This is a genomic window from Sphingomonas plantiphila (assembly GCF_046000505.1).
GTDB classification, from domain to species: Bacteria; Pseudomonadota; Alphaproteobacteria; order Sphingomonadales; family Sphingomonadaceae; genus Sphingomonas; species Sphingomonas plantiphila.
Genome location: NZ_JBELQC010000001.1, coordinates 158,583 through 181,201 on the forward strand (window position 1 = coordinate 158,583; position 22,619 = coordinate 181,201).

The window sequence follows — 22,619 nt, forward strand, 5'->3', positions numbered from 1 at the left end:
GGCTCATCCAAGCGGCATTGCCAAGTCCGGCACCACCGCCTAGCCCTCGGGCCGATGACCGATCCGCTCGACCGCATCGCCGCCGCGCTTGAACGGCTTGCGCCGCCGCCGCCCGCCCCGCCGGACCTTTCGACTTACCCCGCTTATGTCTGGCACAAGGGCGTTTCAGGTGGAGTGCTCAAGCCCGCGCGCGCCTTCGCTCCGCTGCCGCTTGCCGAACTGGTCGGGATCGATTCGCAAAAGGCAGCGCTGGTCGAGAATGTACGTCGCCTGGCGCGGGGGCTTCCGGCGCATGACGTGCTGCTGTGGGGCGCGCGCGGGACGGGCAAGTCGGCGCTGAGCAAGGCGGCTGTCGCGGCGGTGCAGGACGAAGGCGACGAGATCGCGCTGGTCGAGGCGCAGGCCGATGCGCTCGACAGCCTGCCCGCGCTCTTCGCGCTGCTTGCCGATGCGCCGCGCGCCTTCGTGCTGTTTCTCGACGACCTGGGGTTCGACGCGGCATCGGACGGGCGCGCTCTGCGTTCGCTGCTTGAGGGCGGCGCGGAGGCACGCCCGGCCAACACGCGGCTGTTCGTCACATCGAACCGCCGCCACCTGATCCCGCGCGACATCGCCGAGCAATCGAGCGCGATCAACCCGCGCGACAGCATCGACGACAATCTCGCGCTCGCCGACCGCTTCGGGTTGAGCCTCGGCTTCCATGCGATCGATCAGGATACCTATGTCGCGATCGTGCGAACCTATGCGACCGACCACGATCTGCCCTTCGACGCAGCAGACGCGATCAACTGGGCGACGCGACGCGGCAGCCGTTCGGGCCGGGTGGCATGGCAGTATATCGTCGACCTCGCAGGACGAAGCGGCAAGCGATTATGAAGGGCAGGCGTCGGTGAAGGGCAGGCTGGCGATCCAGCATTTCCATCTCCACTGGGACAAGGCGACGCGCGGGATGCCCGGGGCCGCAATCCGCAACGCGCTGCCCCGCACCCTCCCCTTGTGCGCGCCCTTCGACAGCGAGCCGGGCTGGTACCACCGCATCGACTATCGCGCGGTCGATCGCTTCGCCCCGCACGAGGCAATGCACGAGATTGCCAGGACCGAGGACTGGCGCATCCCGGTCGAGCGCCGGGTCGACGGAGACTTTCTCCAGTTGCGGTTCAGCGTGTGGAACCGCGCGCCGCACCGGCCCAATCTCGCCGGCTGGATCGCCCGCCTTCCGTTCGGCCAGCGCCTGACCTTTCGCAGCAATGCCAAGTCGGACGGCGATCACGACCGGTGGTATTTCGAGGACGTGTTTCACGTCGGCTGGTCCGATACCGCAACTCTCGACCTGCCGCTGTTTCGCGATATCGACGAGCGCGCACTTCTGTTTTGAACACGCAAGCGCAACGAAGTTATTGATCCAGATCAGTTAACCGCTCGCAGTTCTTGACTTTGCAGCGGAAGTTCCAGCCATCTGCGGGCCATGTCACGGATCGGCCAACTCGACCTTCCTGATCGTCTCGCGCCTGCATTGCCGATATGGGCGACGCAGGTCGGTTGCGGGTTGGTCTGCGCCGGCGCCGGCACGATGATCCGCTCGCTGATCGATGCCTTTTCGTTCGGGGCAGGCCCGTTCGCGATCGGCTACCCGATGGTGATGCTGGCTACCCTGTTCGGCAGGTGGCAGGCGGGGCTGATCGCGGCGACGCTCACCGTGCTCTACTCGTGGTACTTCCTGTTGCCCGAGGCGAGCAGCTTCGTCTTCGCCAATCCCGCCGACATGCCGCGGACGGTGGTGAATACGGTGTCCTACGCGCTGGTCGTCGCGCTGGCCGAGCTGTTCCGCATGGCGGTTCGCGCCGCCACCGCCGAGCGCGACGCGGAGCTCGCCGCGCGCAACCTCTATCTCGCCGAATTCGACCATCGCGTGAAGAACAACTTCATGATCGTGACGTCGATGCTCGACCTGCAACGCCGCCGGTCCACCGAGCCGGCGACGGTCGAGGCGCTGACCGCTGCGCTTGCCCGGGTGGAGAGCATCGCGCGCGCGCACCGGCACCTCTATCTCGGCAGCGGGGAGACGCCGGGGACGGTCGACATGGCCACCTATCTGGCCGAGTTGTGCAGCGCGCTCTCCGACACGCTGTTTCTGGGCGCGTCGATCACGCTCGACTGCGCGTCCGATACCGTGCGGCTCCCGCGGGACCGCGCGGTGGCGATCGGGCTGGTCGTCAACGAACTGGCGACCAACGCCGCCAAGCACGCCTTTGTCGGACGCGATGCCGGGTCGATCCAGATCCGATTTACTCAGCATGCGCGCGGCTATCGGCTCATCGTGCGCGACGACGGGATCGGGATGCCGCCCGAACGGCTCGAAGCGGGACGCGACGGCGGGCTGGGCAAGCGGCTGACGGAGGCCTTCGCCCGCCAGGCCGGCGGCGAGCTGCGGATCGACAGCGGGCCGGAAGGAACGGTCGCGACACTGGAAATCGTCCAGTAGCACGGACCCGGGCGCCGTCCGGATCGTTCTGCTCCCGTGCCGAACCTTCCCATCCCCCGCCAGGCCGTCCTGATCGTCAACGCCAAATCGCGGCGGGGCGCTGCGCTGTTCGATCAGGCGCGCGAGAAGATCGAAGCAGCGGGGATCGAGCTGATCGGCGCGCATCCCGTGCGCGATCCCTCCAAACTCAACGAAAAGGTGCGCGAAGCGGTGCGCAGCGGCGCGCCGATGGTGATCGTGGGCGGGGGTGACGGATCGCTATCCGGCGTGGTCGACGATGTCGTCGGAAAGGACGTCGTCTTCGCCGTCCTGCCCTTCGGCACCGCCAACAGCTTCGCGCGCACCCTCGGCCTTTCACTGGATATCGACGGCGCGGTCGAAGCGATCGTGAGCGGCAGGCGTCGGCGCGTCGATCTGGGCATGATCGACGACGATTATTTCGCCAATGCCGCCGCGATGGGACTGTCGCCGATGATCGGCGAAAGCGTGCCGCACAATCTCAAGAAATGGCTCGGACGCGTCGGGTATCTCACCTGGGCGCTCTGGTGCTTCACCCGCTTTCGTCCGTTCCGCGTGACCGTGACCGACGACAGCGGCCCGCACCGGATGTGGGCGAGCGAGGTGCGCATCCTCAACGGCAAATTCCATGGCGGCGTGGTGATGAGCGAAGAGGCGAGCCTCGACAGCGGCGAGATGCTGATTCAGGTCGTCACCGGCCGCAACCGCTGGCGCCTCGCCTGGGACTGGTATGCCCGCTTCTTCCGCCTGCGCAGCCGCGAGAAGCTGGTGGAGGAATTTCGCGGCAAGGAGCTGAAGCTCGACGCCCGCCCCCGCCGCAGCATCTCGATCGACGGCGAGGTACTGGCACGGGTGCCGGTCACCGTACGGGTTGCCGAGCGCGCGATCGACGTGGTGGTGCCCCCCTAGGGCTTCACCCCAGCCCTTCCGCCATTTCCGCCAGTTCGAGCCAACGCAGTTCGGCCGCGTCCTTCTCGCCGCGCGCCTTGGCGATCGCGGCCATCAGCGTGTCGAACTTCTTGGGGTTCTTGGCATAGAGATCCGGATCGGCGAGCAGCGCCTCGTCGCGTGCGATCGCGGCGTCCAGTTCCTCGATCCGCTTGGGCAGCAGATCGTAATCGCGCTGGTCCTTGTAGCTGAGCTTGGTCTTCGCCTTTGGCGCCTCGGCGACCGGCGCGGCCTTCACCGCCGCCTTTTTCGCCTCGGTCCGCACCTTCCGCTTGGCTTCCCAGTCGGCATAGCCGCCGACCACCATGTCGACCGTCCCCGACCCGTCGAGGCCGACCGTCATCGTCACCGTGCGATCGAGAAAGTCGCGATCGTGGCTGACGATCAGCACGGTGCCGTCATAGTCCGCGATCACTTCCTGCAGCAGGTCGAGCGTTTCGAGGTCGAGGTCGTTGGTCGGCTCGTCGAGCACCATCAGGTTCGACGGCCGCGCGAATTCGCGCGCGAGCAGCAGGCGCGAGCGCTCGCCGCCCGACAGCGTCCCGACCTTCGCCTCGACCATCTCGGGCGCGAACAGGAACTCCTTGAGATAGCCGTGGATATGCTTGCGCTTGCCTAGCACGTCGATCCACTCGCCGCCATCGGCAACGACGTCGCGAACGGTCTTTTCCGGCTGCATCCGGCTGCGCTGCTGGTCGATGCTCACCGGGTCGAGCGTCTTCGCGCGCGTCACCGTGCCGCTGTCCGGCTCGATCTCGCCGGTCAGCAATTTCAACAGCGTCGACTTGCCCGCGCCGTTTTTGCCGACGATGCCGATCCGGTCCTTGCGCGTGATGCGCAGCGTCAGGTCGCGAATGATCGTGCGGTCGCCATAGGATTTGGACGCGTGCTTGGCGTCGATCACTACCTTGGTCTTCGAATCGGCGGCCGCGGTGGTCAGGTTCGCCGCGCCCTGCGGCCCGGTCATCGCCGCGCGTTCGGCGCGCATCTCAAGCAGCTTGGTTAGCCGCCCTTGGTTGCGCCGGCGCCGCCCGGTGACGCCACGCTGCAGCCAATGCTCTTCGAGCTTGAGGCGGGCATCGAGCTTTTCCGCTGCGCGCTGCTCCTCGGCATAGACCTGATCGGTCCACGCCTCGAACCCGCCGAACCCGACTTCGGCGCGGCGCATCGATCCGCGGTCGAGCCACAAGGTCTGCCGGGTCAGGCGGGTGAGGAACGTGCGGTCATGGCTGATCACGACGAACGCGCCGCGATACCGGTTCAGCCATTCCTCGAGCCATTCGATCGCATGGATGTCGAGATGATTGGTCGGCTCGTCGAGCAGCAGCACGTCGGGGTCCTGCGCCAGCGCGCGCGCGATCGCGGCGCGGCGCCGCTCGCCCCCCGACGCCGTTGCCGCCTCGCGCGACAGGTCGATGCCCAGCTGATCGGCGATCGCCTCCGCCTCATGCCGCGCCGGCGCGTCGTCGCCGGACAGGACATAATCCATCAGTGTGGCGCAGCCCGCCATGCGCGGCTCCTGCTCCAGCATCACCACCTGCGTGCCGGGCTGGATCGTCCGCCGCCCTTCGTCGCTGTCGATCTGGCCCGCGATCAGCTTGAGCAGCGTCGTCTTGCCCGCCCCGTTGCGGCCGATCAGCGCCAGCCGGTCGCGCGCGCCGATATGGATGTCGAGCTCGCGAAACAGCCAGCCGGAGCCTTGGACGAGGCCCAATTTTTCGTAGGAGAGAACGGGAGCAGCCATGGCCGGGGCAGGTAGGGCGGCACGGCGATCCGGGCAAGCGGCAACCGCCGCCATGCTTACAGCTGGCTTTCGGCCGCATTCACGGGCTGTTCAACGCGCCGACCCTATGCCATCCCTGTCATGAAGATGGTTGGCGTTCTTTGTCTCGGCGCGTTGCTCGCCGCCGCTGCGGCTCCGCTGCACGCTTCGCCGCAGGATCGGCGCAGCGACCAGGAAGCTGCGCGCGAGGGGCGGATGCAGGGGCGGCTGTTGCCGCTGCGCGCGATCGAGGCGCGCGTGGTCCCGTATATGATCAAGAAGGGCGCGCAATATCTGGGCTTCGACTTCGATGCGGGAACCGGCATTTACACGCTGAAGTTCCTGCGCAATGGAAATGTCATCTGGGTCGACGTCGACGGCCGCACCGGCCAGGTCATGAGCCGGTCGGGCGGTTGAGCCAGCGATAAAAAGAGGGAAAGACCGATGCGCGTTCTGATCGTCGAGGACGAACCCAATCTCCGCAACCAGCTGCAGGCGACGCTCGAAGGCGCCGGCTATGCGGTCGATACCGCGAGCGATGGCGAGGAAGGGCATTTTCTCGGCTCGTCCGAAACCTATGACGCGATCGTGCTCGACCTCGGCCTGCCAGAGATCGACGGCCTGACTGTGCTCGACCGCTGGCGCAAGGAGGGCAAGTCGACGCCGGTGCTGGTACTCACCGCGCGCGACAGCTGGTCGGACAAGGTCGCCGGGCTCGACGCGGGCGCGGACGATTACGTCGCCAAGCCCTTCCAGTCGGAGGAACTGATCGCCCGCCTGCGCGCGCTGATCCGCCGCGCATCGGGCAATGCCAGCGCCGAGCTGATCGCGGGCGACATCCGCCTCGACACGCGATCGGGCAAGGTCACCAAAGCCGGCGACCCGGTCAAGCTGACCGCGCAGGAGTACAAACTCCTGTCCTATCTGCTCCATCACAAGGGCAAGGTGGTCAGCCGCACCGAGCTGATCGAACATATCTACGACCAGGATTTCGACCGCGATTCGAACACGATCGAGGTGTTCGTGACGCGCATCCGCAAGAAACTGGGCGCCGACGTTATCACGACGATCCGTGGCCTCGGCTACAGCCTCGAGGAACCGGCGGAGGCCGGTGCCTGATCTTCCGCTCGGGCTGACCCTGACCCGCGTCTTTCCGTTCGTACACCGGACGCAGGGGGACGCGGCGCAGCCGCTGCAGCCCCGCCCCGGCGATCCCGCGCCGCGTGGCTATACGCGCATCACCGGATCGCTCGGCCGCCGCATGATCCTGATCGCGGCGGCGTGGATCACGCTGCTGCTCGCGGGCGGCGGGTTCGCGCTCGACCGCGTGCTGACCGGGGCGATCACTCGGAATTTCGATACTCAGCTCGAATATCTGCTGACGTCGATGATCGTTTCGGCCGAAATCGATCCCAATGGCGAAGTCGCGTTCAATCGCGCGCTTGGGGATCAGCGCTTCCTGGAGCCCTATTCCGGACTCTACTGGCAGGTCAGCGGCAAGGGGGTGGACATGTTCGCCTCGCGTTCGCTGTGGGATCGCCGGCTCGACACCGCGCGCACCCATATCGACCAGGAACTCCACACCTACGACTCGCGCCAGTTTGAGCAGCAGTTGCGGGTTGTCGAACGCGATGTGCGGCTTCCCGGCTCGCCGATCCGCTGGCGCTTTCAGGTCGCCGAAACGCGCGAGGTGCTCGACGCGCAGATCGCCGCGCTGCGCAAGACGCTGGTGCGCAGCTTCGTGCTGCTTGCCGCGGGCCTTATCGTCATGGCGGCGCTGCAGACTTGGTACGGGCTCCTGCCGCTGCGCAAGCTGCGGCTCGCGATCCATCGGCTGCGCACCGGCGAATCGCCACGGATCGAGGGGGCAATGCCCGCCGAGGTGGCCCCGATGGTCGAGGAACTGAACGCGCTCGTCGCGCATAACGACAAGCAGGCGGAGGAGGCGCGCCGCCACGCGGGAAATCTGGCGCATGCGCTCAAGACCCCGCTCACCGTCATCATGAATGCGGCAACGGCGCAGTCCGACGATCTTCCCACCACCGTGGTGCGCGAGGCGCGGACGATGCGGCGGCAGGTCGACCACCATCTCGCCCGCGCCCGCGCGGTCGGGCGGCGCGGGTCGGCTCACAGCCGCGCGCCGGTCTGGCTCAGCGTGGATTCGGTCGAACGCGCAGTCTCGCGGCTCTATCCCCATGTCCGCATCGACACCGACGGACCCCGTGATCTGGTCGCGCATATCGAGCGCCAGGACCTCGACGAGATCATGGGCAATCTGGTCGAGAATGCCGCGAAATATGGCGGCGGCAGCGTGTTCGTGACCGTCGGCGTCGAGGCAGGATTCGTCGAGATCATGATCGAGGACGACGGCGCCGGCATTCCCGAGGCCGACCGCATCCGCATCTTCGACCGCGGCGTGCGGCTGGATACCGGCAAGCCCGGAACTGGTCTCGGCCTCGCCATCGTGCGCGACGTCGCCGAAATCTATGACGGCACCGTCACGCTGGAGGAGAGCGAGGATCTGGGCGGATTGCTGGTGCGCCTGCAGCTGCCCGCAGCGACGGGCTGAACAGCGTCAGCCCATCACGCCGGAAAAGCGCCAGCGCCCGGTCACCGGGCTCAGCACCAGGTCGCAACCGCAGTCACGGCATTGCGTTTCATGCTCCCCGCGCCCGGGACGGTCGCGACGGCGCGGGCGATGGATGCCGAGATGACATCGGACGCCCGGGCGTGCGGAGACGGTTGACGGTGGCATCGTCATTCTCCCTTCCGGCCCCTGTTGCTGCCGTGGTGCGCTGCGATTCCGGCAGGTTTCAGGCAGCGAGATGGCGCATTGCGTCCGCCGCGATGGTCAGGCTGCGCTTGCGCGCGCCATGGTCGAAGATCGAGCTGACCAGCATCACCTCGTCCACCCCGGTCCGCTCGACGAAGCGCGCGAGGCCGTCACGGACGGCGCCGGGCCCGCCGACGACGGTGCATTCGAGGACATGGTCGAGCATCATCCGGGCCTGCGGCGGCAGGCTGTCGCGATAGCCCGGCACCGGCGGGGGCAGCGGCACTCCGGTCCCGGTGGTGCGCAGCGCAACGAACGCCTGCTGCATCGATGTGGCGAGCAGTTCGGCCTCGGCATCGGTGTCCGCGGCGAACACGTTGAATCCCGCCATCGCGTGCGGCTTCTCTAGTACGGCGGACGGACGGAAGTTGCGGCGATAGACGCTCAGCGCCTCGTCCAGCGCCCCGGGCGCGAAGTGCGAGGCAAAGGCGTAGGGGAGCCCCAGCGCCGCAGCGAGCTGCGCGCCATAGAGGCTGGAGCCGAGTATCCACACTTCCGGATTGGCCCCGCCACCCGGCACCGCGCGGATCCCGGTCTGGCCGTCATCGGCGAAATAGCTTTGCAGCTCGAGCACATCCTGCGGGAAGGCGTCCGAGCTGCTTTCGAGCGTCCGACGCAACGCGCGCGCCACCTTCTGGTCGCTTCCCGGCGCGCGGCCCAGCCCCAGGTCGATGCGCCCGGGGAACAGCGCGTCGAGCGTGCCGAACTGCTCGGCGATCACCAACGGCGCGTGATTTGGCAGCATGATGCCGCCTGCACCGATGCGGATCGTGGACGTCGCCGCGCCGACATGCGCGATCACCACCGCCGTCGCCGCGCTGGCGATCCCGGCCATGCCGTGATGTTCGGCAACCCAATAGCGGGAAAAGCCCTCCGCCTCGGCGTGGCGTGCGAGATCGGCGGCATTGGCAAAGGACTGGCTGGCAGTTCCACCCTCGAGGATCGGAACGAGGTCGAGCAGGGAATAGGCTGTCATGACCGAAAGATGGGAAGGCGCGTTGCATTTTGCCACTCAAGCAAGCCTAGCGGCCCGCCAACAAATCCTCCCCGCGGAGCGGTCGGTCTCAGCACTATTGACATATCTGTAAGTTAATTCACTCTGCCTGCCAAAGAGAAGTCGGGAGAGTAACGTCATGGCCACAGTCGCTTCGCAAGCCGCGCCCGCGGTCGATCCGCTCGACGTGACCCGCCCCGAACTCTATCGCGACGACATCTGGCACGAACCGTTCCGCCAGCTGCGGGCGGAAGCGCCCGTCTATCGCTGCGAGAACAGTGCGTTCGGCCCCTATTGGTCGATCTCCACCTACAAACCGATCGTCGAGGTCGAATCGCTGTCCGATCTCTATTCGAGCCAGGCGGGCGGAATCACCGTCGCCGACCTGATGCCCGAGGACATCAAGATGCCGATGTTCATCGCGATGGACCGGCCCAAGCATACCGGGCAGCGCCGCACCGTCGCGCCGGCCTTTACGCCGAGCGAGATGGTGCGCATGACCGGCGACATCCGCCAGCGCACCGCCGAGATTCTCGACGGGCTTCCGGTCGGCGAGACGTTCGACTGGGTCGATCGCGTCTCGATAGAGCTGACCACGCAGATGCTGGCGCTGCTGTTCGACTTTCCGTGGGAGGAGCGGCGCAAGCTCACCTACTGGTCCGACTGGGCCGGCGATATCGAGATCGCCAAGGACCCGGTGAAGAAGGAGGAGCGTCGCGCGATCCTGTTCCAGTGTGCCTCAGAATTCGGCGCGCTGTGGAACAGCAAGGTCGGCAAGGACCCGACCCCCGACCTTATCTCGATGATGATCCATTCGGATGCGATGGCGGAGATGGACCAGATGGAGTTCCTGGGGAACCTGATCCTGCTGATCGTCGGCGGCAACGACACGACGCGCAATTCGATGAGCGCCTATGCCTGGGCGCTCGAGCAATTCCCGGACGAGCGCGCCAAGCTGGAGGCCGATCCGTCGCTGATCACCAATGCGACGCAGGAGATCATCCGCTGGCAGACCCCGCTCGCGCATATGCGCCGCACCGCGACGCAGGACGCCGAGCTGATGGGGCAGAAGATCAGTGAGGGCGACAAGCTCGTCCTCTGGTACCTCTCGGCCAATCGCGACGAGACGATGTTCGAACGTCCCGACGACATCATCGTTGATCGTCCCAACGCGCGTCGGCACCTCGCCTTCGGCCATGGCATCCACCGGTGCGTCGGCGCACGTCTGGCCGAACTGCAGATCGGTGTGCTGATGGAGGAGATGGCCAAGCGGCGGCTACGTCCGAACGTGGTCGCCGAGCCGGAGCGCGTCTCCGCTTGCTTCGTCCATGGCTACAAGAAGATGCCGGTCGAGCTCAGCCGCTACTGACCGGCGCGACCGACAGACAGGCGTCCATTCCCGGATTGAAGGCAGGCGGGCGCTTGCGCCCCATCGTCCAGTTCGCCTGCATCCGCACCAGCGGATTGGGCGCGCACCAGATTTCGCCATTGTCGTCGAGCGCGGTGACCCAGATCAGGTTGTGCTCGGGTCCATAGTCGATCACGGCAAAGGCATAGCCCTTGCCCTTGTCGATCACCTGCACGGGAATGGGCGGGTCAAGCTGTTGGAACGCCATGTGTTTTCTCGCCACTGCCCCCGCCTGGCATGAAAGCGCGTGCGCGCACTTGGTTCCCGCTCCGTTTCGTCGCACGATCTGAAACCATTGGCGGCGCGGCTACGTATCTTTCGGTGATGGAAGGGAAAATCATGCACGTTCATCGCCGCCAATTTATGGGAGTCCTGGGCACGGGCGTCGTGCTGGGAACGATCGGCTGCAGCTCGGAAAAGAGCGAGGCGGCCGCCCAGCGCTTCGAATTCACGCTGACCGATGCCGAATGGCGCAAACGGCTGACCCCAGCGCAATACCGCATCCTGCGACAGGAAGGGACCGAACGGCCCTGGTCCAGTCCACTCAACAAGGAAAAGCGCGCCGGCATCTTCGCCTGCGCCGGGTGCGGCCTGCCGCTCTACGCTTCGAAGACCAAGTTCGAGAGCGGAACCGGCTGGCCGAGCTTCTGGGCGCCGCTCGACAATGCGGTGCGCACGAAACGCGACGTGTCGCTGGGCATGATCCGCAACGAGGTGATCTGTCGCCGCTGCGGCGGCCATCTCGGCCATGTCTTCGACGACGGCCCGCCCCCCACGGGCAAGCGGCACTGCATCAACGGGCTAGCGCTGACGTTCCGCCCGGCCTGACTTATTTCTGGAGCGACGTCTCGACGCCGAATTGCGAAAGGTCGACCGCGGCGATGGTAATCCGCGGGAACGCCTCATCCTCGGTCGGAGCGCCGTCGGCATAGATGAAGCCGTTGACCGGATAGGTCGAGCTGCCCAGCCCGTTGTTCGATGCGAACCACACCTTGACCCGGCTCCAGTCGCCCGCCTCGGACACGTCGACCGCGATCACGTCCTTCTCGACCCCGCCGCGGCGCGACCAGTTGGCGTGGGTGAGCAGGACCTCGCGGTCGCTCAACACCTTCGACACCATCGCGACGTGGCCGAGGCGCATGCGCTGGGTCGCCTGGAACGACATTACCGCACCCTCGACCGGCTCATGGCCGCGTGCATATTTGCCCTCGGCCTGCGCCCACCAGGTGTGCGCATTGCCGTAGATTTCGACGCCGGAGATCATGCGGGCATAGGGAACGCACTGCCAGAACTGCGCCTGGGCAGGTGCGATGGTCGCCAGGCAAAGCGCGGCCATCAGCGCGAAACGCGCTGCAAGCGTTCGGAACATCATGGAAATCCCCTTCCCCGATCTCTTAGGATGGTGATTGGCAGATCGGTCGCACCTGGCCTACCCCCACCCCGCCGATATCCGATGAACTGTTTCGTCGCGGCGACGACCTGCGGAACAGGTCTGCCCCGCCTCAATATCGTTGTGGAGGGAGGGTGTCGGACCGCGGCAAAAGGACGCCGCGTACGACCGCATCCCGACCCGATCCTCTAAGGTATATCAGCCGATTATTCAGAATGGGATCGGGGAGGTCGTTACAGCCGCGCAGCATTTTGTTGCCCAAATGCCGCGCATTTCCTCCGAACTCGAACGCATCAATCGGTTCGCCGCAACCTATGTTGCAACGCAACGGAAGCTGTGGTCGGATGCTTAACGCGGGACGACGCGGGGTTAAGGCTCCCGTTAACCATGTTGGGGCATGATCCGCATCGGGGTTCCTGGGGTGGGAGTTTGGAGATGAGTGCAAGGAGTAAACCGGCCGAAGGCGCGATGACATTGGCCGAGATGAAGGAATTTGCGGGCTTTCCCGCGGCGACGCAGCGCTATGTCCGCCGCGCGCTCGACATCGGACTGGATCGCGACGACGCGCTCGAGCGCTGGTCGCGCGACGTGGTCGAGGCAGCAAGCATTCGCGCCCAGGCGCACATGTATAATCGCCTGCCCGAAATCCGCGCGCTCATGCCCGACGATAGCGGGCTGGATGCGATGGAGCCGTTCATGGCACCGCTCATCACCATTTCCGCGTTCGACCTGTCGCAGGGGCGTCTGACCAGCTTCTCGGCGTATCGCTTCCTCTATGAGCGGCTGGTCGGTGCGGAGGTTCGCCCGTGGCTGCCCGCAGCCTTCTGCGCCGCCGCCGCGCTGCCGCATCTCCACCCGGACCTGCGCCGCAAGCTGCTCCAGTCGATCAGCGAAGCCGCCGCGACCGCGTCGGGCTGGTCCAACCGCCAGCCGGCCTTCTACCCGCAATGGGTGGAAAAGGTTGAAGCCGGCGCGCTGCCCAACTAGGCGTTCGAGCGGGCCTGGCTAACGGCAGGCCCGCCACCCCATCCTGCCCCGCTCGGCCTGGTCGAGATGGAAATGGTCGCGGTGCGCTTCATTGTAATCGGGTGACAGCACCGTTGCGAACAGATCGCAGCCGCCGTCGCGCACCGCGCGCAGGAATTGCGCCTTCTTCCCCTCCCCCGCCCAGTCGCCGACGAGCGTGATCCGCGTCCCGTCGGCAAGCCGGAACGCGGCGATATCCACTGCATCGGCCGTGGCATGCTCGCTCCAGCTCGCGCCCTCGCGATTGTACATGCGGCGGCAGTTGTAGCTTCCGAAATGCTCGATCTCGGCGACGCGCTGTCCGAAGATGCGCTGCGCAGCGGGCTGGACCACATTCCATTCCCATACCGCCAGCGCCGCGGCGACCGAGCAGGACACGCCCAGATCCGACGGCGCGAACCCGATCCGCCGGGGCCCGCCCGCCGCGAACCGTACGCCGTCGCGATAGCCGCATGCCTCGCCCCCGCTCCGCTCCGGAAGAACGGTATAGCGCACCCCAGCCTTGTCGAGCGCGGCGCGGCAGGCCGGAAAATCCTCCGTCAGCGCCGTCAGCTTGCGCCCGGTGAACATCCCGATGGGCTGGCCGAGGTCGAGCTGCGTCCAGGGCAGGTCCTGCGGCCGGTTGCGCAGCATCGCATAGGCGAGCAGCGCCAGCGTCAGCAGCAGCGCGGTCACGACGATCGCGCCGGTCAGATGGCGCAGCGCCTTCATCCGCGCAGCGCGGACGCCGCAACCTGCGCCGTGACCGGATAGCCAAGTCCTTCGGGGATGCAGAGATGCGGCACGCCGGCGCGGTCCTCAAGCCAGGGGGTGATCGTCTCGATCGGGTGCGCGCGCGCGTCGGCCACCGCATCCGCGAAACTATTGAACTGCGCCAGCCGCTCAAGGTTGCGCCGCGTGGGAAAGATGATCCGCGTCCGTCCAGCATCCGCCTGCGCCAGCACCGCCCGCGCGCTCGCCCAGAACAGCCGCACATTCTCGTTGCCGTCGACCGCCGGCTCGGGCGCGCCATCGGGCCAGCGCGCGAGATAGAAACGTGTGTCGAAGATGCGGTGCGACACGCCCCGATGCGGCAGCCATCGCGCGAATGGCACCAGCGCTGACGGATCGAACCGCGCTCCGTCAAGAACCTCGCCAAGCGACGTTCCCGCATACAGCGCATCCTGCGCCGCGCGCGGATCGGCCAGATCGACCCCGATCGCGACCCCCGCCTCCTCGATCGTCTCGCGCACCGCCGCGACGCGCGCGGCCATGTCGTCGCGCTCGCCCTCCAGCACCGCCGCAAAGGCAACGTCGCCGGGATCGACGCGCCCGCCGGGAAACACCGCCGCCCCGCCCGCAAAGCGCATCGTCGCCGACCGCTCGACCATCAACAATTGCGGCGAACCCTCCGCCCGTTCGCGAAAGAGGACAAGCGTGGCGGCGGGGATAGGGGTGAGCGCGTCGGACATCGGCGACGGGTGTATGGGGAGCGAGGCGGATGGGCAACGCTGGTTGGTTCGCTACCTGCACCTCTGCTCGTGAACCCGTTGCAGCCATCCGCGGGTTGCGCGAAACCCGCCCGATGAGAATCGTCTTTGCACTCGCGCTTTGTGGTGGCGCCGCCTGTTCGCAGCAGGGGGCCTCGCAACAAGAGCGTGTCATGCGCGCAATCGAGAAGGCGGTACAGCTGCCGGCTGGGGCGCGGCCCCTCGATCAGTATTCGCGGAATTACGCGTCGCGACCCGATGGCAAGATCGTTGGCATTTACGTCATCTCGCAGCCGGCCGATGCACAGGCGAGCGAGGATGGTTGCGAGGTCATGCTCAAGGACTTGGGATCGCGACCCTGCAACGAAGCGGAAAAGGCAGAGATCGCGGGCCAGGAAAAGGCGGCTGCTGATCTGTTCGGTCAGGCGGATCAGTCGCGATGGTTCGATGACTACCGCGACTTGCCGAGAATGCTCGACGGTGGATGCGATTTGATCGAAATCGTCTTCGATCCGAAATCGCATCGCGTTCAAAGCGCGCTTTGCAATGGGGAAGCCTGAGGGCCGCCACCGGATCAGTAGCCAAAGCGCCGTGCGCGTTGCTTGGGCTAAAGCAGGACCGCCTGCTCCGGTGCATCCAGCGGCGCTGTACGAAGCGCCGCTCCGTGATCCACCAGGGGTATGTCGGGCCGGCGTCCGCTGAACAAATCGTCCACCGTCAATATCTGCATTCGCGCATAGCTGCGCCCCGTCGCATCGCAATGAAACCGCCCCACCGATGCCGCCTCGCGCAGCATCTGCGCCGACGGGACAATCCGCGTGACGATCACGCCGATCGGCGCGCGTTCGCGCTCCATCACCGAATGCAGATCGCGCACCGCCTTCACCCCGACACGCTCGCCGCTCTTGACCGAGACGATGGCCCTTGCGGTCTTGCCCGGGCCGGACCTGAAATAGATGACGCCGTCGATGCCCCCATCCGGTCCCTTGCGCCGCCCGCCATGCGGAACCGCATCGATCATCGCCACGACCCACCACTGAAACTGGTAGGGATCGCGTCGCGCCAGATCATCTGCCGATGCGCGGTCGCGCGGCGTCCCTTCGACATTGAGCGCCAGTTGCGGAAACGCCGCGCGCATCCGCTTTTCGATCAGATGGATGGCGAGGTGGGTCACATCGATGCCCGCCCAGCGCCGTCCGAGCCGCTGCGCCGCATGTACCGCCGTGCCACAGCCGCAAAACGGATCGAGCACCAGATCGCCCGGGTTGGAAGAGGCGCGGATGATCCGCTCGAGCAGCGCGATCGGCTTTTGCGTGGGATAGCCCAGCCGCTCCTGCGCCTGCGAATTGAGCGCGGGGATGTCGGTCCATAGCGCCTGCACGGGCGCGCCCCGCGCCTCGTCCAGATAGCGTTTGAGGCGGATGCCGCCGCTGCGCGTGAAGTGCAGCCGCCCCTCCCGGTCCAGCCGCTCCATCGTCTCGACCGGCATCCGCCACAGCGACGAGACGCCCTTATAGGCATAGTGATAGCCGCCACCCGACAGGCCCTTGGCGGTCAGATTGTCGTCCATCCATGCCCGCCCGTCGGCGTCGCGATGGCGGAAGCGCGCGGCATAGGCCGCGTCATAGGGTTCGAATTGCGGGTTCCACACCGGTCGCGCACCCTTGGAATAGAACAGGATCGTATCGGTGTTGCGTCCGTACCGCCCGCCATCGCTGTGCGCCGACGTGCGCCGCCAGGTGATCTCGTTGCGAAATCGCTCCGCGCCGAACACCGCATCCATCAGCAGCTTGAGATAGTGGCTCGCGGTGGAATCACAGTGAAGATAGATGCTCCCCTCGCGCTTGAGCACGCGGTGCAGCTCGATCAGGCGGATCGCCATCATCGCCAGATAGGCCATCATGTCATTCTCACCGATCGCGCTCCGGAACGCGGCGAGCAGGTCGAATGCGCGCGAATGGCCGCTTTTCATCGCCTGGTCGAACGCGTCCTCGGCGACATCATTCCAGTGCCAGCTGTCCTTGAAGGCCTCCACCTGGGCGTCGGCTTCCCCGCCCTCGGGCGAGCGGAACAGGATGTTGTAATTCGCGCGCGAATTGAACGGTGGGTCCAGATAGACGAGATCAACGCTCGCGTCGGGGAAATACGTGCGCATCACCTCAAGATTGTCACCATAGAACAAGGAGTTGGCGAGACTCATCCGGTCCTCCCACCGCGCCGCGCGGCCAGAGAACATTACAGGAACATGATCGATGCGGGGCGCTGATTTCATCCAATGCGGACTCATCCGGAGCGGAAGGCGAGTTTAGGTGGGCAACCGCCGCACGCGCCAACTCAACCGGGTCGCATCTGGATGGTTTCCGGCCTCGCGCAGGGCCGGTGCCAGGCGATTACCGCCGATTCGGACGATCTCCCTAAAGCGGCTCAGCCACGGGGGGGGCGGTCGAGTCGCGGATCGCCAGCGTCGGTTCCACCACCACCGGCCCGTCTGGCAGCCCGCGGCCCGCCCGGGCATCGATGATCAGTTCGACCGCACGTGCCGTCACCGCGGCGATCGGCTGGACCACTGCGGTCAGCGGCGGATGGGCAAAGCGCACCACCGGCGTATCGTCGAAGCTGAGGACCGAGAGATCGTCCGGCACCGACAGACCGCGTGCGCGCGCTACTTCCAGCGTCGCCAGCGCCATCTGGTCGTTGCTGGCGATGATCGCGGTCGCGCCGGCATCGATCAGCTGCGGGGCGCACATACGTCCCGATTCGATGCTGAAATCGCCCTGGGCCAGCATCCCCTCGGTCGAGAGTCCCGCCTCGTCCATCGCCGCGCGCCAGCCATCGATACGCCAGCCGCTCAGCTCATAGTCCAGCGGCCCGGCGATCAGACCGATGCGGCGATGACCGAGCTCGACCAGATGCCGGGTCGCCATCGCCGCCGCGAGATCGTCGCCCATCGTCAGACGTATCCCCGGCCCCGCGATCACCGATCCGATCCGCGCCAGATCGATCCCCGCCGCGTCGAGCAGCGAGATGATCTCGGGATTGGCCGAGTGGGGCGGGGTCAGGATCACGCCGTCGGGCTGGAGCGCGGCGATCGCGGCGGACAGCTCACGCTCGATATGGTCGCTATGCGTGTCGACCAGCTCGACGATCAGCCGATAGCCATGTTCGGCGCAGGTCAGCATGCCACCCAGCAGCATCTGGTCGACCCAGTCGGTCCCCTCGCGTGCGCGCCAGCCCTCGATCGTGCGTTCGCGGTCGTTGAGCGCCATGATGAGGTAGGATCGCGACCCGCTCATCCGCTGCGCGGCAATCGAGGGGACATAGCCGAGCTTGGCGATCGACGCCTGCACCCGCGCCATCATCTCGGGCCGGACGTTCGGCTCCTTGTTGATGACGCGACTGACCGTCTGCAGCGAGACCCCGGCGTCCGCTGCGACATGCTTGATCGTGACCGCCTGCTTGCGTCGCGCCATCAGGCGGCCGCCGGCTCAGTCGCGCCGCAATAGCGGGCGACATAGTCGGCATGCGCGGGCAGTCCCGCCACGGTGCGCTGAACATCCTCGCGGATGCGCGCCAGCGTCCGGTCGAGCTCGTCGTCGGTCAGTTTCTCGGCGATCGGGTGCCAACTCTGCGGCTCGATCCCCTGCCCCATCATCACCTGCACCCAACTATTCTCCGCGAACAGCTCGTCATTGCGGCGGAAAACCCGCCCGGTCTCGCGGAACAGTTCGATTTTTTGGGTGAGGCTGTCGGGCACGTCCATCGCGGCGCATTGGCGCCAGAAGGGAGAATCGCGCCGGTCGGTCGCCTTGTAGTGCAGGATCAGGAAGTCGCGAATCTGCTCCATGTCCTGGAACTGTTGGTCGTTGAACTCGGCGATATCGCGTTCGCTGACCCGCCCGCGCGCGGGCATCATGCGGATCACGCGCAGCACCGCGCGCTGGATCAGGTGGATCGAGGTGGATTCGAGCGGCTCCATGAACCCGCCCGACAGGCCGATGGCGACGCAGTTGCGGTGCCATTGCTTGCGCCGCGCGCCGGTCTGGAAACGGATCTTGTTGGGCGGCGTCAGCGGCTCGCCCTCGATATTGCCGAGCAGGCGTTCGAGCGCCGCGTCATGGTCGAGATAGCGGCTGCAATAGACGATGCCATTGCCCGTGCGGTGCTGCAGGGGAATGCGCCACTGCCAGCCGGCATCGTGCGCCATCGCACGCGTGTACGGCACCGGCGGTCGCACGTTCGGCGTCTGCAGCGCGATCGCGCTGTCGCACGGCAGCCAGTGGGTCCAGTCGTCATAGCCCGCGTGCAGCGCGCCTTCGATCAGCAGCGCGCGAAAGCCGGTGCAGTCGAGGAACAGGTCGCCCGCGATGCGGGTGCCGTTGTCGAGATGCAGCGCGGCGATGTTGCCGCTCTCGCCGTCCAGCTCGACCCGGCCGATCCTGCCCTCGGCCCGCGTGACGCCGTCCTTCTCCGCCATCTGGCGCAGGAAACGGGCGTAGAGACCGGAATCGAGCTGATAGGCATAGTTGACGCGATCGTCGGGCAGATGCGCGAACTTGCCCGCCATCGCCGCGGCCAGCTCGAGACAATAGTCGTCATAGGACTGCGCATGCCCCTTGCTGCGACCGTACATCCAGAAATGCTGGAACCCCGCCGACCAATGGTCCTTTCCGGTGAAGCCGAAGCTGTGGAAATAGCGCTCGCCATCGACCTTCCAGTTGTCGAACAGGATACCCAGCTTGAACGTCGCTTGGGTCGCGCGCATGAACTCGGCCTCGTTGATACCGAGCAGCCGATTATAGGTGACGAGCGGCGGGATCGTGGATTCGCCCACCCCGACCGTGCCGATCGCGTCGGATTCGACCAGCGTCACGCTGACCGTGCGGCCCATCGTCCGCGCGATCGCCGCTGCGGCCATCCATCCGGCGGTGCCGCCCCCGGCGACCACGATGCGCTGCATTGCGTTCCCCTTCACCGGCCGAGCTGCCGCAGCAGATAGGAGCGAATGCGCGACGCCGCCTCGGGCGTCAGCGGATCGAGGATGCCGCGCCCGCCCTCCGGAATATGCGCGGTGACCCGCGCGTCCGCGTCGAACACATAATGATCGAACAGGTCGCGCCAATGCGCCTTCGCCTCGGGTGGCAAGTCGCGGATCGCGAGCATCGCGTGGTTAAGCGCGTCCTGCGGCTGGCCCAGCCACACCGGTACGTCGCGCCACCAGTAGTTCAGCAAGATGTTGAACGGCTCCAGCCCCTCGACATGGTGATACCACATCGACGGGATATGCAGCGCGTCGCCCGGCTCGAGCTCGGCCACCTGCGCCTGTTCGAGCGCGTGGCGGAAAGCGGGATGCGCAGCGAAATCGGGCGCCTGGAAATCGACCATGCTGATCGCGCGCCCGGCCGGCGTATTGTCGACCGGGCCGAGATAGAGGTTGCGGAACTGCTCGGGCGGAAACAGCGTGAAGCGCCGCCGCCCCGCGGCGACACAAGCCAGGTTGGCGGGGAAGTCGTTATGCGCCGCGATGCGGGTACGCGTGCCGATCCAGATGCTCGCCAGGCACTGGCGATCCCCCAGATCGACATGATTGGCTTCGTGCAGTCCCTGGAAGAAATCGTGCACGTCGATCGAGGCGAGATAGATTGGCGGGGCTGCAGGATCGCCCTCGTCCGCGTCGATCTTCGCGAAGATCTCGGGCAGCTTGGCGCGCAGCGTGCGAAAGTTCATTCCCATCGCGGCATCGTAGAACAACCGCCCGTCGCTGCCCGGCGCGCCGACCGCGACGGTGAATTGCGCGTCGCGGCGGTGACGCAGCAGATAGTCGCGCGCCGCGCGCGCCGATTCCAGTCCCGCCTGCACCAACGGCCAATCGCGCACCAATCCCCGCACGACGAAGGGTGCGGTCGCTTCGCGCAGCAGCGCGTCGAGCGCCGGCGCGTCGGCCGCCTCGACCTCGCGCACTTGCGCCAGCCCGGCCAGGGTACCCGGATCCGCGTCAGCCATCCGCCATCCGCCGGTTCTTGCGCGCGATCAGCGTCGACAGCTTGCCGACCGACGCCACCGCCATGAACAGCGGCATCAGATATCCGTCGCGGTGAAGCTCGCCCAGCGCATCGGCATCCAGCGCGCGCAGCCGGTCCTCGTCGATCGCGTGGAAACCGACCAGCCGGTTGGTCGATCCGTCATCCAGCGTGATCTCGAGCGTCAGCGGCTCGAGCAGTTCGTGACGCCGCAGCGCCGCGAAAAAGCCCTCGCAATCCTGCCACCCCTGGTCGAGCGTGCCGAGTTGCTCGGCGATCGTCTCCAGATAAGGCGTCGGTCGCCCCTGCGCGTCGAATACCCGTACGCCCTCACCGCCATTCGCGGCGATGCGCGGGCTCGCCATGTCGATGTGGACCTGCTTGGCCGCGCCCTGCGCAGGCGGCGCCCCGATCAGGAACGGCTGGATCGCCAGCGCAAGCGGCACATAGTCCGCATCCCAGCGCCCATCCTCGAGGAACAGGTTCTCGCCATCCTCGAACCCGAACAGCGCCAGCGCCATGAAGGCGTCGCGTCCGACATCGCGACGGAACAGGATCGGATAATGCGCCTGCACCCGGCGAAACTCTTCGGGAACCGTGACGCACGACATCACCGCGTCGCCGAGCGCAGCATCGCGCTCCATGCGGACGCGCAGTTCGGCGTGGTCTTCGGCGGTCAGAACGGCGTGATCGGTCATAAACTCTCCAATGCGCCCACTCTCGCAAGGTCGCGCAGCGCGTCAAGATAGGCGCGGTTGGTGGGCAGGCTTGCGGCGAGCGCGCGACCGCGCTGCGCAACCTGGGCTAGTCCGCGTGCCACCGGGTCGGTATCGATCGCGATCGCACCACGCGCGGGCGCTGGCATCCCCATGCCATACAGCACATATTGGTGGCTCGCGGCGGGAAATATCTCGTCCCGCATGGGGAAGTCCGCGGTGCCGGGCGGCTGGTGCTGCCACAGCGCGAGCAATTCCTTCAGTCGATCGGGGATCGACGCCGGATCGCGATGGGCTTGCCAATAGGGCTCGGTACGGCGGCTCGGCACATAATGCAGCTTGAGGAAGTCGACGATCCGGTCCCAGCGATAGCGAAACAGCGTGTTGAAGCGCTCCGCATGGATCTGCATGGCGCCGCGTGTCGCCGGAAACCCGTCGAGCAGCGCTTCGAGCGACAATTCGATCAGCACGATCGCCGATGCCTCCAGCGGCTCGAGGAAACCCGCCGACAGCCCGATCGCCAAGCAATTGCGTTCCCAGAACCGCGCCCGGTGCCCCGACCGGAAGCTCAGCTTGCGTGCGCCCAGATCGTCCGGGTCGCGTCCGACATACGCAGCCAGCACCGATGCTGCGGCCTCGTCGTCCATATGCGCCGAGGAATAGACGCACCCGATCCCGCGCCGCGTCGGCAGGCCGATGTCCCAGATCCACCCCGCCGCATGCGCGGTGGCGTCGGTTTGCGCGGCGATCGGGCTGCCCCGCTCGACCGGGAGCTGCACCGCCAGCGCCCGGTCGTTGAACAGCACATCGCCGCGGTCGGTGAACGCGACATCGAAATGGTCGCCGATCAGCATCGCGGCACGGCCGGTGCAATCGATGAACAGGTCCCCAGCAACCGCATCGTGCGCGCGCGTCCGCACCGCCGCGATGTCCCCGGTCGTGTCGGCCTCGACACCCGTCACATGGTCGCGCACATGGCGCACGCCCAGCCGCTCGGTGGCATGGCGCGCCAGCAATGCTGCAAGCTTCGCGGCATCGAGGTGATAGGCGTAGTTCAGCGCCCCGGCATAGTCCGGCATCGCCCGCTGCCGCGGCGCGAGGCGCAGGTCGCAGATATGCGGCTGCGGCGACACCGTCGCCGCAAAGGCCTGGCCCCCTGCATGTGCGCGCCAGGCAGCGACCACCGCGCCGTCTTCGCCATCGACGGGCGGGCTGAACGGATGGTAATAGACGTCATCCGGCGCGCCGTCGGCCCAGCCGATGAAGCGCGAGCCTTGCTTGAACGATGCATCGCAGGCGCCGAGAAATTCGATTTCCGAAATGCCGATCTGCTGCAGCGTGCGCCGCATCGTCGGCCAGGTCCCCTCGCCCACGCCGATCGTCGGAATGTCGGGGGATTCGATCAAGGTGACCGACAGCGGCCGATCGCAGGTGCGATCGGCGCGCGCGGCGATCAGGCACGCCGACAGCCACCCGGCGGTTCCCCCGCCGACGATGACGATCCGTTGTACCGCTTCATCCACGCCTGTCATTCCGGTTGCCGCAAGTACGCTTCC

General features: G+C 66.6%; 24 protein-coding genes. 11 read left to right on the forward strand and 13 right to left on the reverse strand.

Annotated elements, in window-relative coordinates; genetic code table 11:
* Positions 1-54: 54 nt before the first annotated feature.
* From ABS767_RS00730 to ABS767_RS00745, 4 genes are all read left to right on the forward strand, one after another.
* Entirely contained in the window at positions 55-876 is an 822-nt protein-coding gene (locus tag ABS767_RS00730; protein ID WP_408076448.1) for an ATP-binding protein, read from the forward strand.
* Between the two features lie 13 nt (positions 877-889).
* Positions 890-1,375 (forward strand): hypothetical protein, encoded by a 486-nt coding sequence (locus ABS767_RS00735; RefSeq protein ID WP_408076449.1) that lies wholly within the window; start codon positions 890-892, stop codon positions 1,373-1,375.
* A 90-nt stretch (positions 1,376-1,465) separates the two neighbouring features.
* Positions 1,466-2,482 carry a sensor histidine kinase gene (locus tag ABS767_RS00740; RefSeq protein WP_408076450.1) on the forward strand — a complete coding sequence of 339 codons (1,017 nt, stop codon included), beginning with the start codon at positions 1,466-1,468 and terminating at the stop codon, positions 2,480-2,482.
* Positions 2,483-2,518: 36 nt separating this feature from the next.
* Entirely contained in the window at positions 2,519-3,409 is an 891-nt protein-coding gene (locus ABS767_RS00745) for a diacylglycerol/lipid kinase family protein (RefSeq protein WP_408076451.1), read from the forward strand.
* 4 nt (positions 3,410-3,413) lie between these two features.
* Here ABS767_RS00745 and ABS767_RS00750 read toward each other — a convergent pair whose 3' ends face one another.
* Positions 3,414-5,192, reverse strand: coding sequence for an ABC-F family ATP-binding cassette domain-containing protein (locus tag ABS767_RS00750; protein WP_408076452.1), 1,779 nt, complete (start codon positions 5,190-5,192; stop codon positions 3,414-3,416).
* Between the two features lie 126 nt (positions 5,193-5,318).
* Here ABS767_RS00750 and ABS767_RS00755 point away from each other — a divergent pair, with 126 nt between their 5' ends.
* The 3 genes from ABS767_RS00755 (at position 5,319) to ABS767_RS00765 (ending at position 7,779) form a co-directional block, all read left to right on the forward strand.
* Positions 5,319-5,627, forward strand: coding sequence for a hypothetical protein (locus ABS767_RS00755; RefSeq protein WP_408076453.1), 309 nt, complete (start codon positions 5,319-5,321; stop codon positions 5,625-5,627).
* 27 nt (positions 5,628-5,654) lie between these two features.
* Positions 5,655-6,329: a response regulator transcription factor gene (locus tag ABS767_RS00760; RefSeq protein ID WP_408076454.1), complete on the forward strand. Its 675-nt coding sequence runs from the start codon at positions 5,655-5,657 to the stop codon at positions 6,327-6,329.
* A gap of 73 nt (positions 6,330-6,402) precedes the next feature.
* Entirely contained in the window at positions 6,403-7,779 is a 1,377-nt protein-coding gene (locus ABS767_RS00765; RefSeq protein ID WP_408078627.1) for a sensor histidine kinase, read from the forward strand.
* A gap of 6 nt (positions 7,780-7,785) precedes the next feature.
* On the opposite strand, the gene ABS767_RS00770 is transcribed toward ABS767_RS00765, so the two are convergent.
* Positions 7,786-7,965 carry a hypothetical protein gene (locus tag ABS767_RS00770; RefSeq protein ID WP_408076455.1) on the reverse strand — a complete coding sequence of 60 codons (180 nt, stop codon included), beginning with the start codon at positions 7,963-7,965 and terminating at the stop codon, positions 7,786-7,788.
* 58 nt (positions 7,966-8,023) lie between these two features.
* A complete protein-coding gene (locus ABS767_RS00775) occupies positions 8,024-9,019 on the reverse strand; it encodes an LLM class flavin-dependent oxidoreductase (protein ID WP_408076456.1) in 996 nt (331 codons plus the stop codon).
* Between the two features lie 157 nt (positions 9,020-9,176).
* Here ABS767_RS00775 and ABS767_RS00780 point away from each other — a divergent pair, with 157 nt between their 5' ends.
* On the forward strand, positions 9,177-10,406 hold the full coding sequence (locus tag ABS767_RS00780) for a cytochrome P450 (RefSeq protein WP_408076457.1): 1,230 nt from the start codon (positions 9,177-9,179) through the stop codon (positions 10,404-10,406).
* Here ABS767_RS00780 and ABS767_RS00785 read toward each other — a convergent pair.
* Positions 10,393-10,653, reverse strand: a complete 261-nt coding sequence (locus ABS767_RS00785) for a hypothetical protein (protein ID WP_408076458.1) — start codon at positions 10,651-10,653, stop codon at positions 10,393-10,395. The two genes, ABS767_RS00780 and ABS767_RS00785, sit on opposite strands and share 14 nt — an antisense overlap.
* Before the next feature lie 131 nt (positions 10,654-10,784).
* On the opposite strand from ABS767_RS00785, the gene msrB reads away from it, so the two are divergent.
* Positions 10,785-11,273, forward strand: a complete 489-nt coding sequence (msrB, locus tag ABS767_RS00790) for a peptide-methionine (R)-S-oxide reductase MsrB (protein WP_408078628.1) — start codon at positions 10,785-10,787, stop codon at positions 11,271-11,273.
* A 1-nt stretch (position 11,274) separates the two neighbouring features.
* Here the strand turns inward: msrB and ABS767_RS00795 are convergent, their stop codons facing one another.
* On the reverse strand, positions 11,275-11,817 hold the full coding sequence (locus tag ABS767_RS00795) for a CHAP domain-containing protein (protein ID WP_408076459.1): 543 nt from the start codon (positions 11,815-11,817) through the stop codon (positions 11,275-11,277).
* Between the two features lie 453 nt (positions 11,818-12,270).
* Here ABS767_RS00795 and ABS767_RS00800 point away from each other — a divergent pair, with 453 nt between their 5' ends.
* Complete coding sequence (locus ABS767_RS00800) at positions 12,271-12,822, forward strand: hypothetical protein (RefSeq protein WP_408076460.1); 552 nt, start codon at positions 12,271-12,273, stop codon at positions 12,820-12,822.
* 18 nt (positions 12,823-12,840) lie between these two features.
* Here ABS767_RS00800 and ABS767_RS00805 read toward each other — a convergent pair whose 3' ends face one another.
* Positions 12,841-13,572, reverse strand: coding sequence for an extensin-like domain-containing protein (locus ABS767_RS00805; protein WP_408076461.1), 732 nt, complete (start codon positions 13,570-13,572; stop codon positions 12,841-12,843).
* Positions 13,569-14,312, reverse strand: a complete 744-nt coding sequence (locus tag ABS767_RS00810) for an NUDIX hydrolase (protein ID WP_408076462.1) — start codon at positions 14,310-14,312, stop codon at positions 13,569-13,571. Before ABS767_RS00810 ends, ABS767_RS00805 begins: the two co-directional genes overlap by 4 nt.
* A 29-nt stretch (positions 14,313-14,341) precedes the next feature.
* Here ABS767_RS00810 and ABS767_RS00815 point away from each other — a divergent pair, with 29 nt between their 5' ends.
* Positions 14,342-14,890 carry a hypothetical protein gene (locus ABS767_RS00815; protein ID WP_408076463.1) on the forward strand — a complete coding sequence of 183 codons (549 nt, stop codon included), beginning with the start codon at positions 14,342-14,344 and terminating at the stop codon, positions 14,888-14,890.
* Positions 14,891-14,937: 47 nt separating this feature from the next.
* Here the strand turns inward: ABS767_RS00815 and ABS767_RS00820 are convergent, their stop codons facing one another.
* The 6 genes from ABS767_RS00820 to ABS767_RS00845 all read right to left on the reverse strand — a co-directional run bounded on the left by ABS767_RS00820 (position 14,938) and on the right by ABS767_RS00845 (position 22,595).
* Positions 14,938-16,530: a DNA methyltransferase gene (locus tag ABS767_RS00820; RefSeq protein WP_408076464.1), complete on the reverse strand. Its 1,593-nt coding sequence runs from the start codon at positions 16,528-16,530 to the stop codon at positions 14,938-14,940.
* A 214-nt stretch (positions 16,531-16,744) separates the two neighbouring features.
* Entirely contained in the window at positions 16,745-17,800 is a 1,056-nt protein-coding gene (locus tag ABS767_RS00825) for a LacI family DNA-binding transcriptional regulator (protein WP_408076465.1), read from the reverse strand.
* Positions 17,800-19,287: a tryptophan halogenase family protein gene (locus ABS767_RS00830; protein WP_408076466.1), complete on the reverse strand. Its 1,488-nt coding sequence runs from the start codon at positions 19,285-19,287 to the stop codon at positions 17,800-17,802. Before ABS767_RS00830 ends, ABS767_RS00825 begins: the two co-directional genes overlap by 1 nt.
* An 11-nt stretch (positions 19,288-19,298) precedes the next feature.
* Positions 19,299-20,330 carry a cupin-like domain-containing protein gene (locus ABS767_RS00835; RefSeq protein ID WP_408076467.1) on the reverse strand — a complete coding sequence of 344 codons (1,032 nt, stop codon included), beginning with the start codon at positions 20,328-20,330 and terminating at the stop codon, positions 19,299-19,301.
* Positions 20,323-21,045, reverse strand: coding sequence for a SapC family protein (locus ABS767_RS00840; RefSeq protein ID WP_408076468.1), 723 nt, complete (start codon positions 21,043-21,045; stop codon positions 20,323-20,325). The genes ABS767_RS00835 and ABS767_RS00840 overlap by 8 nt, the downstream gene beginning before the upstream one ends.
* Complete coding sequence (locus ABS767_RS00845; protein WP_408076469.1) at positions 21,042-22,595, reverse strand: tryptophan halogenase family protein; 1,554 nt, start codon at positions 22,593-22,595, stop codon at positions 21,042-21,044. The genes ABS767_RS00840 and ABS767_RS00845 overlap by 4 nt, the downstream gene beginning before the upstream one ends.
* Positions 22,596-22,619 lie beyond the last annotated feature (24 nt).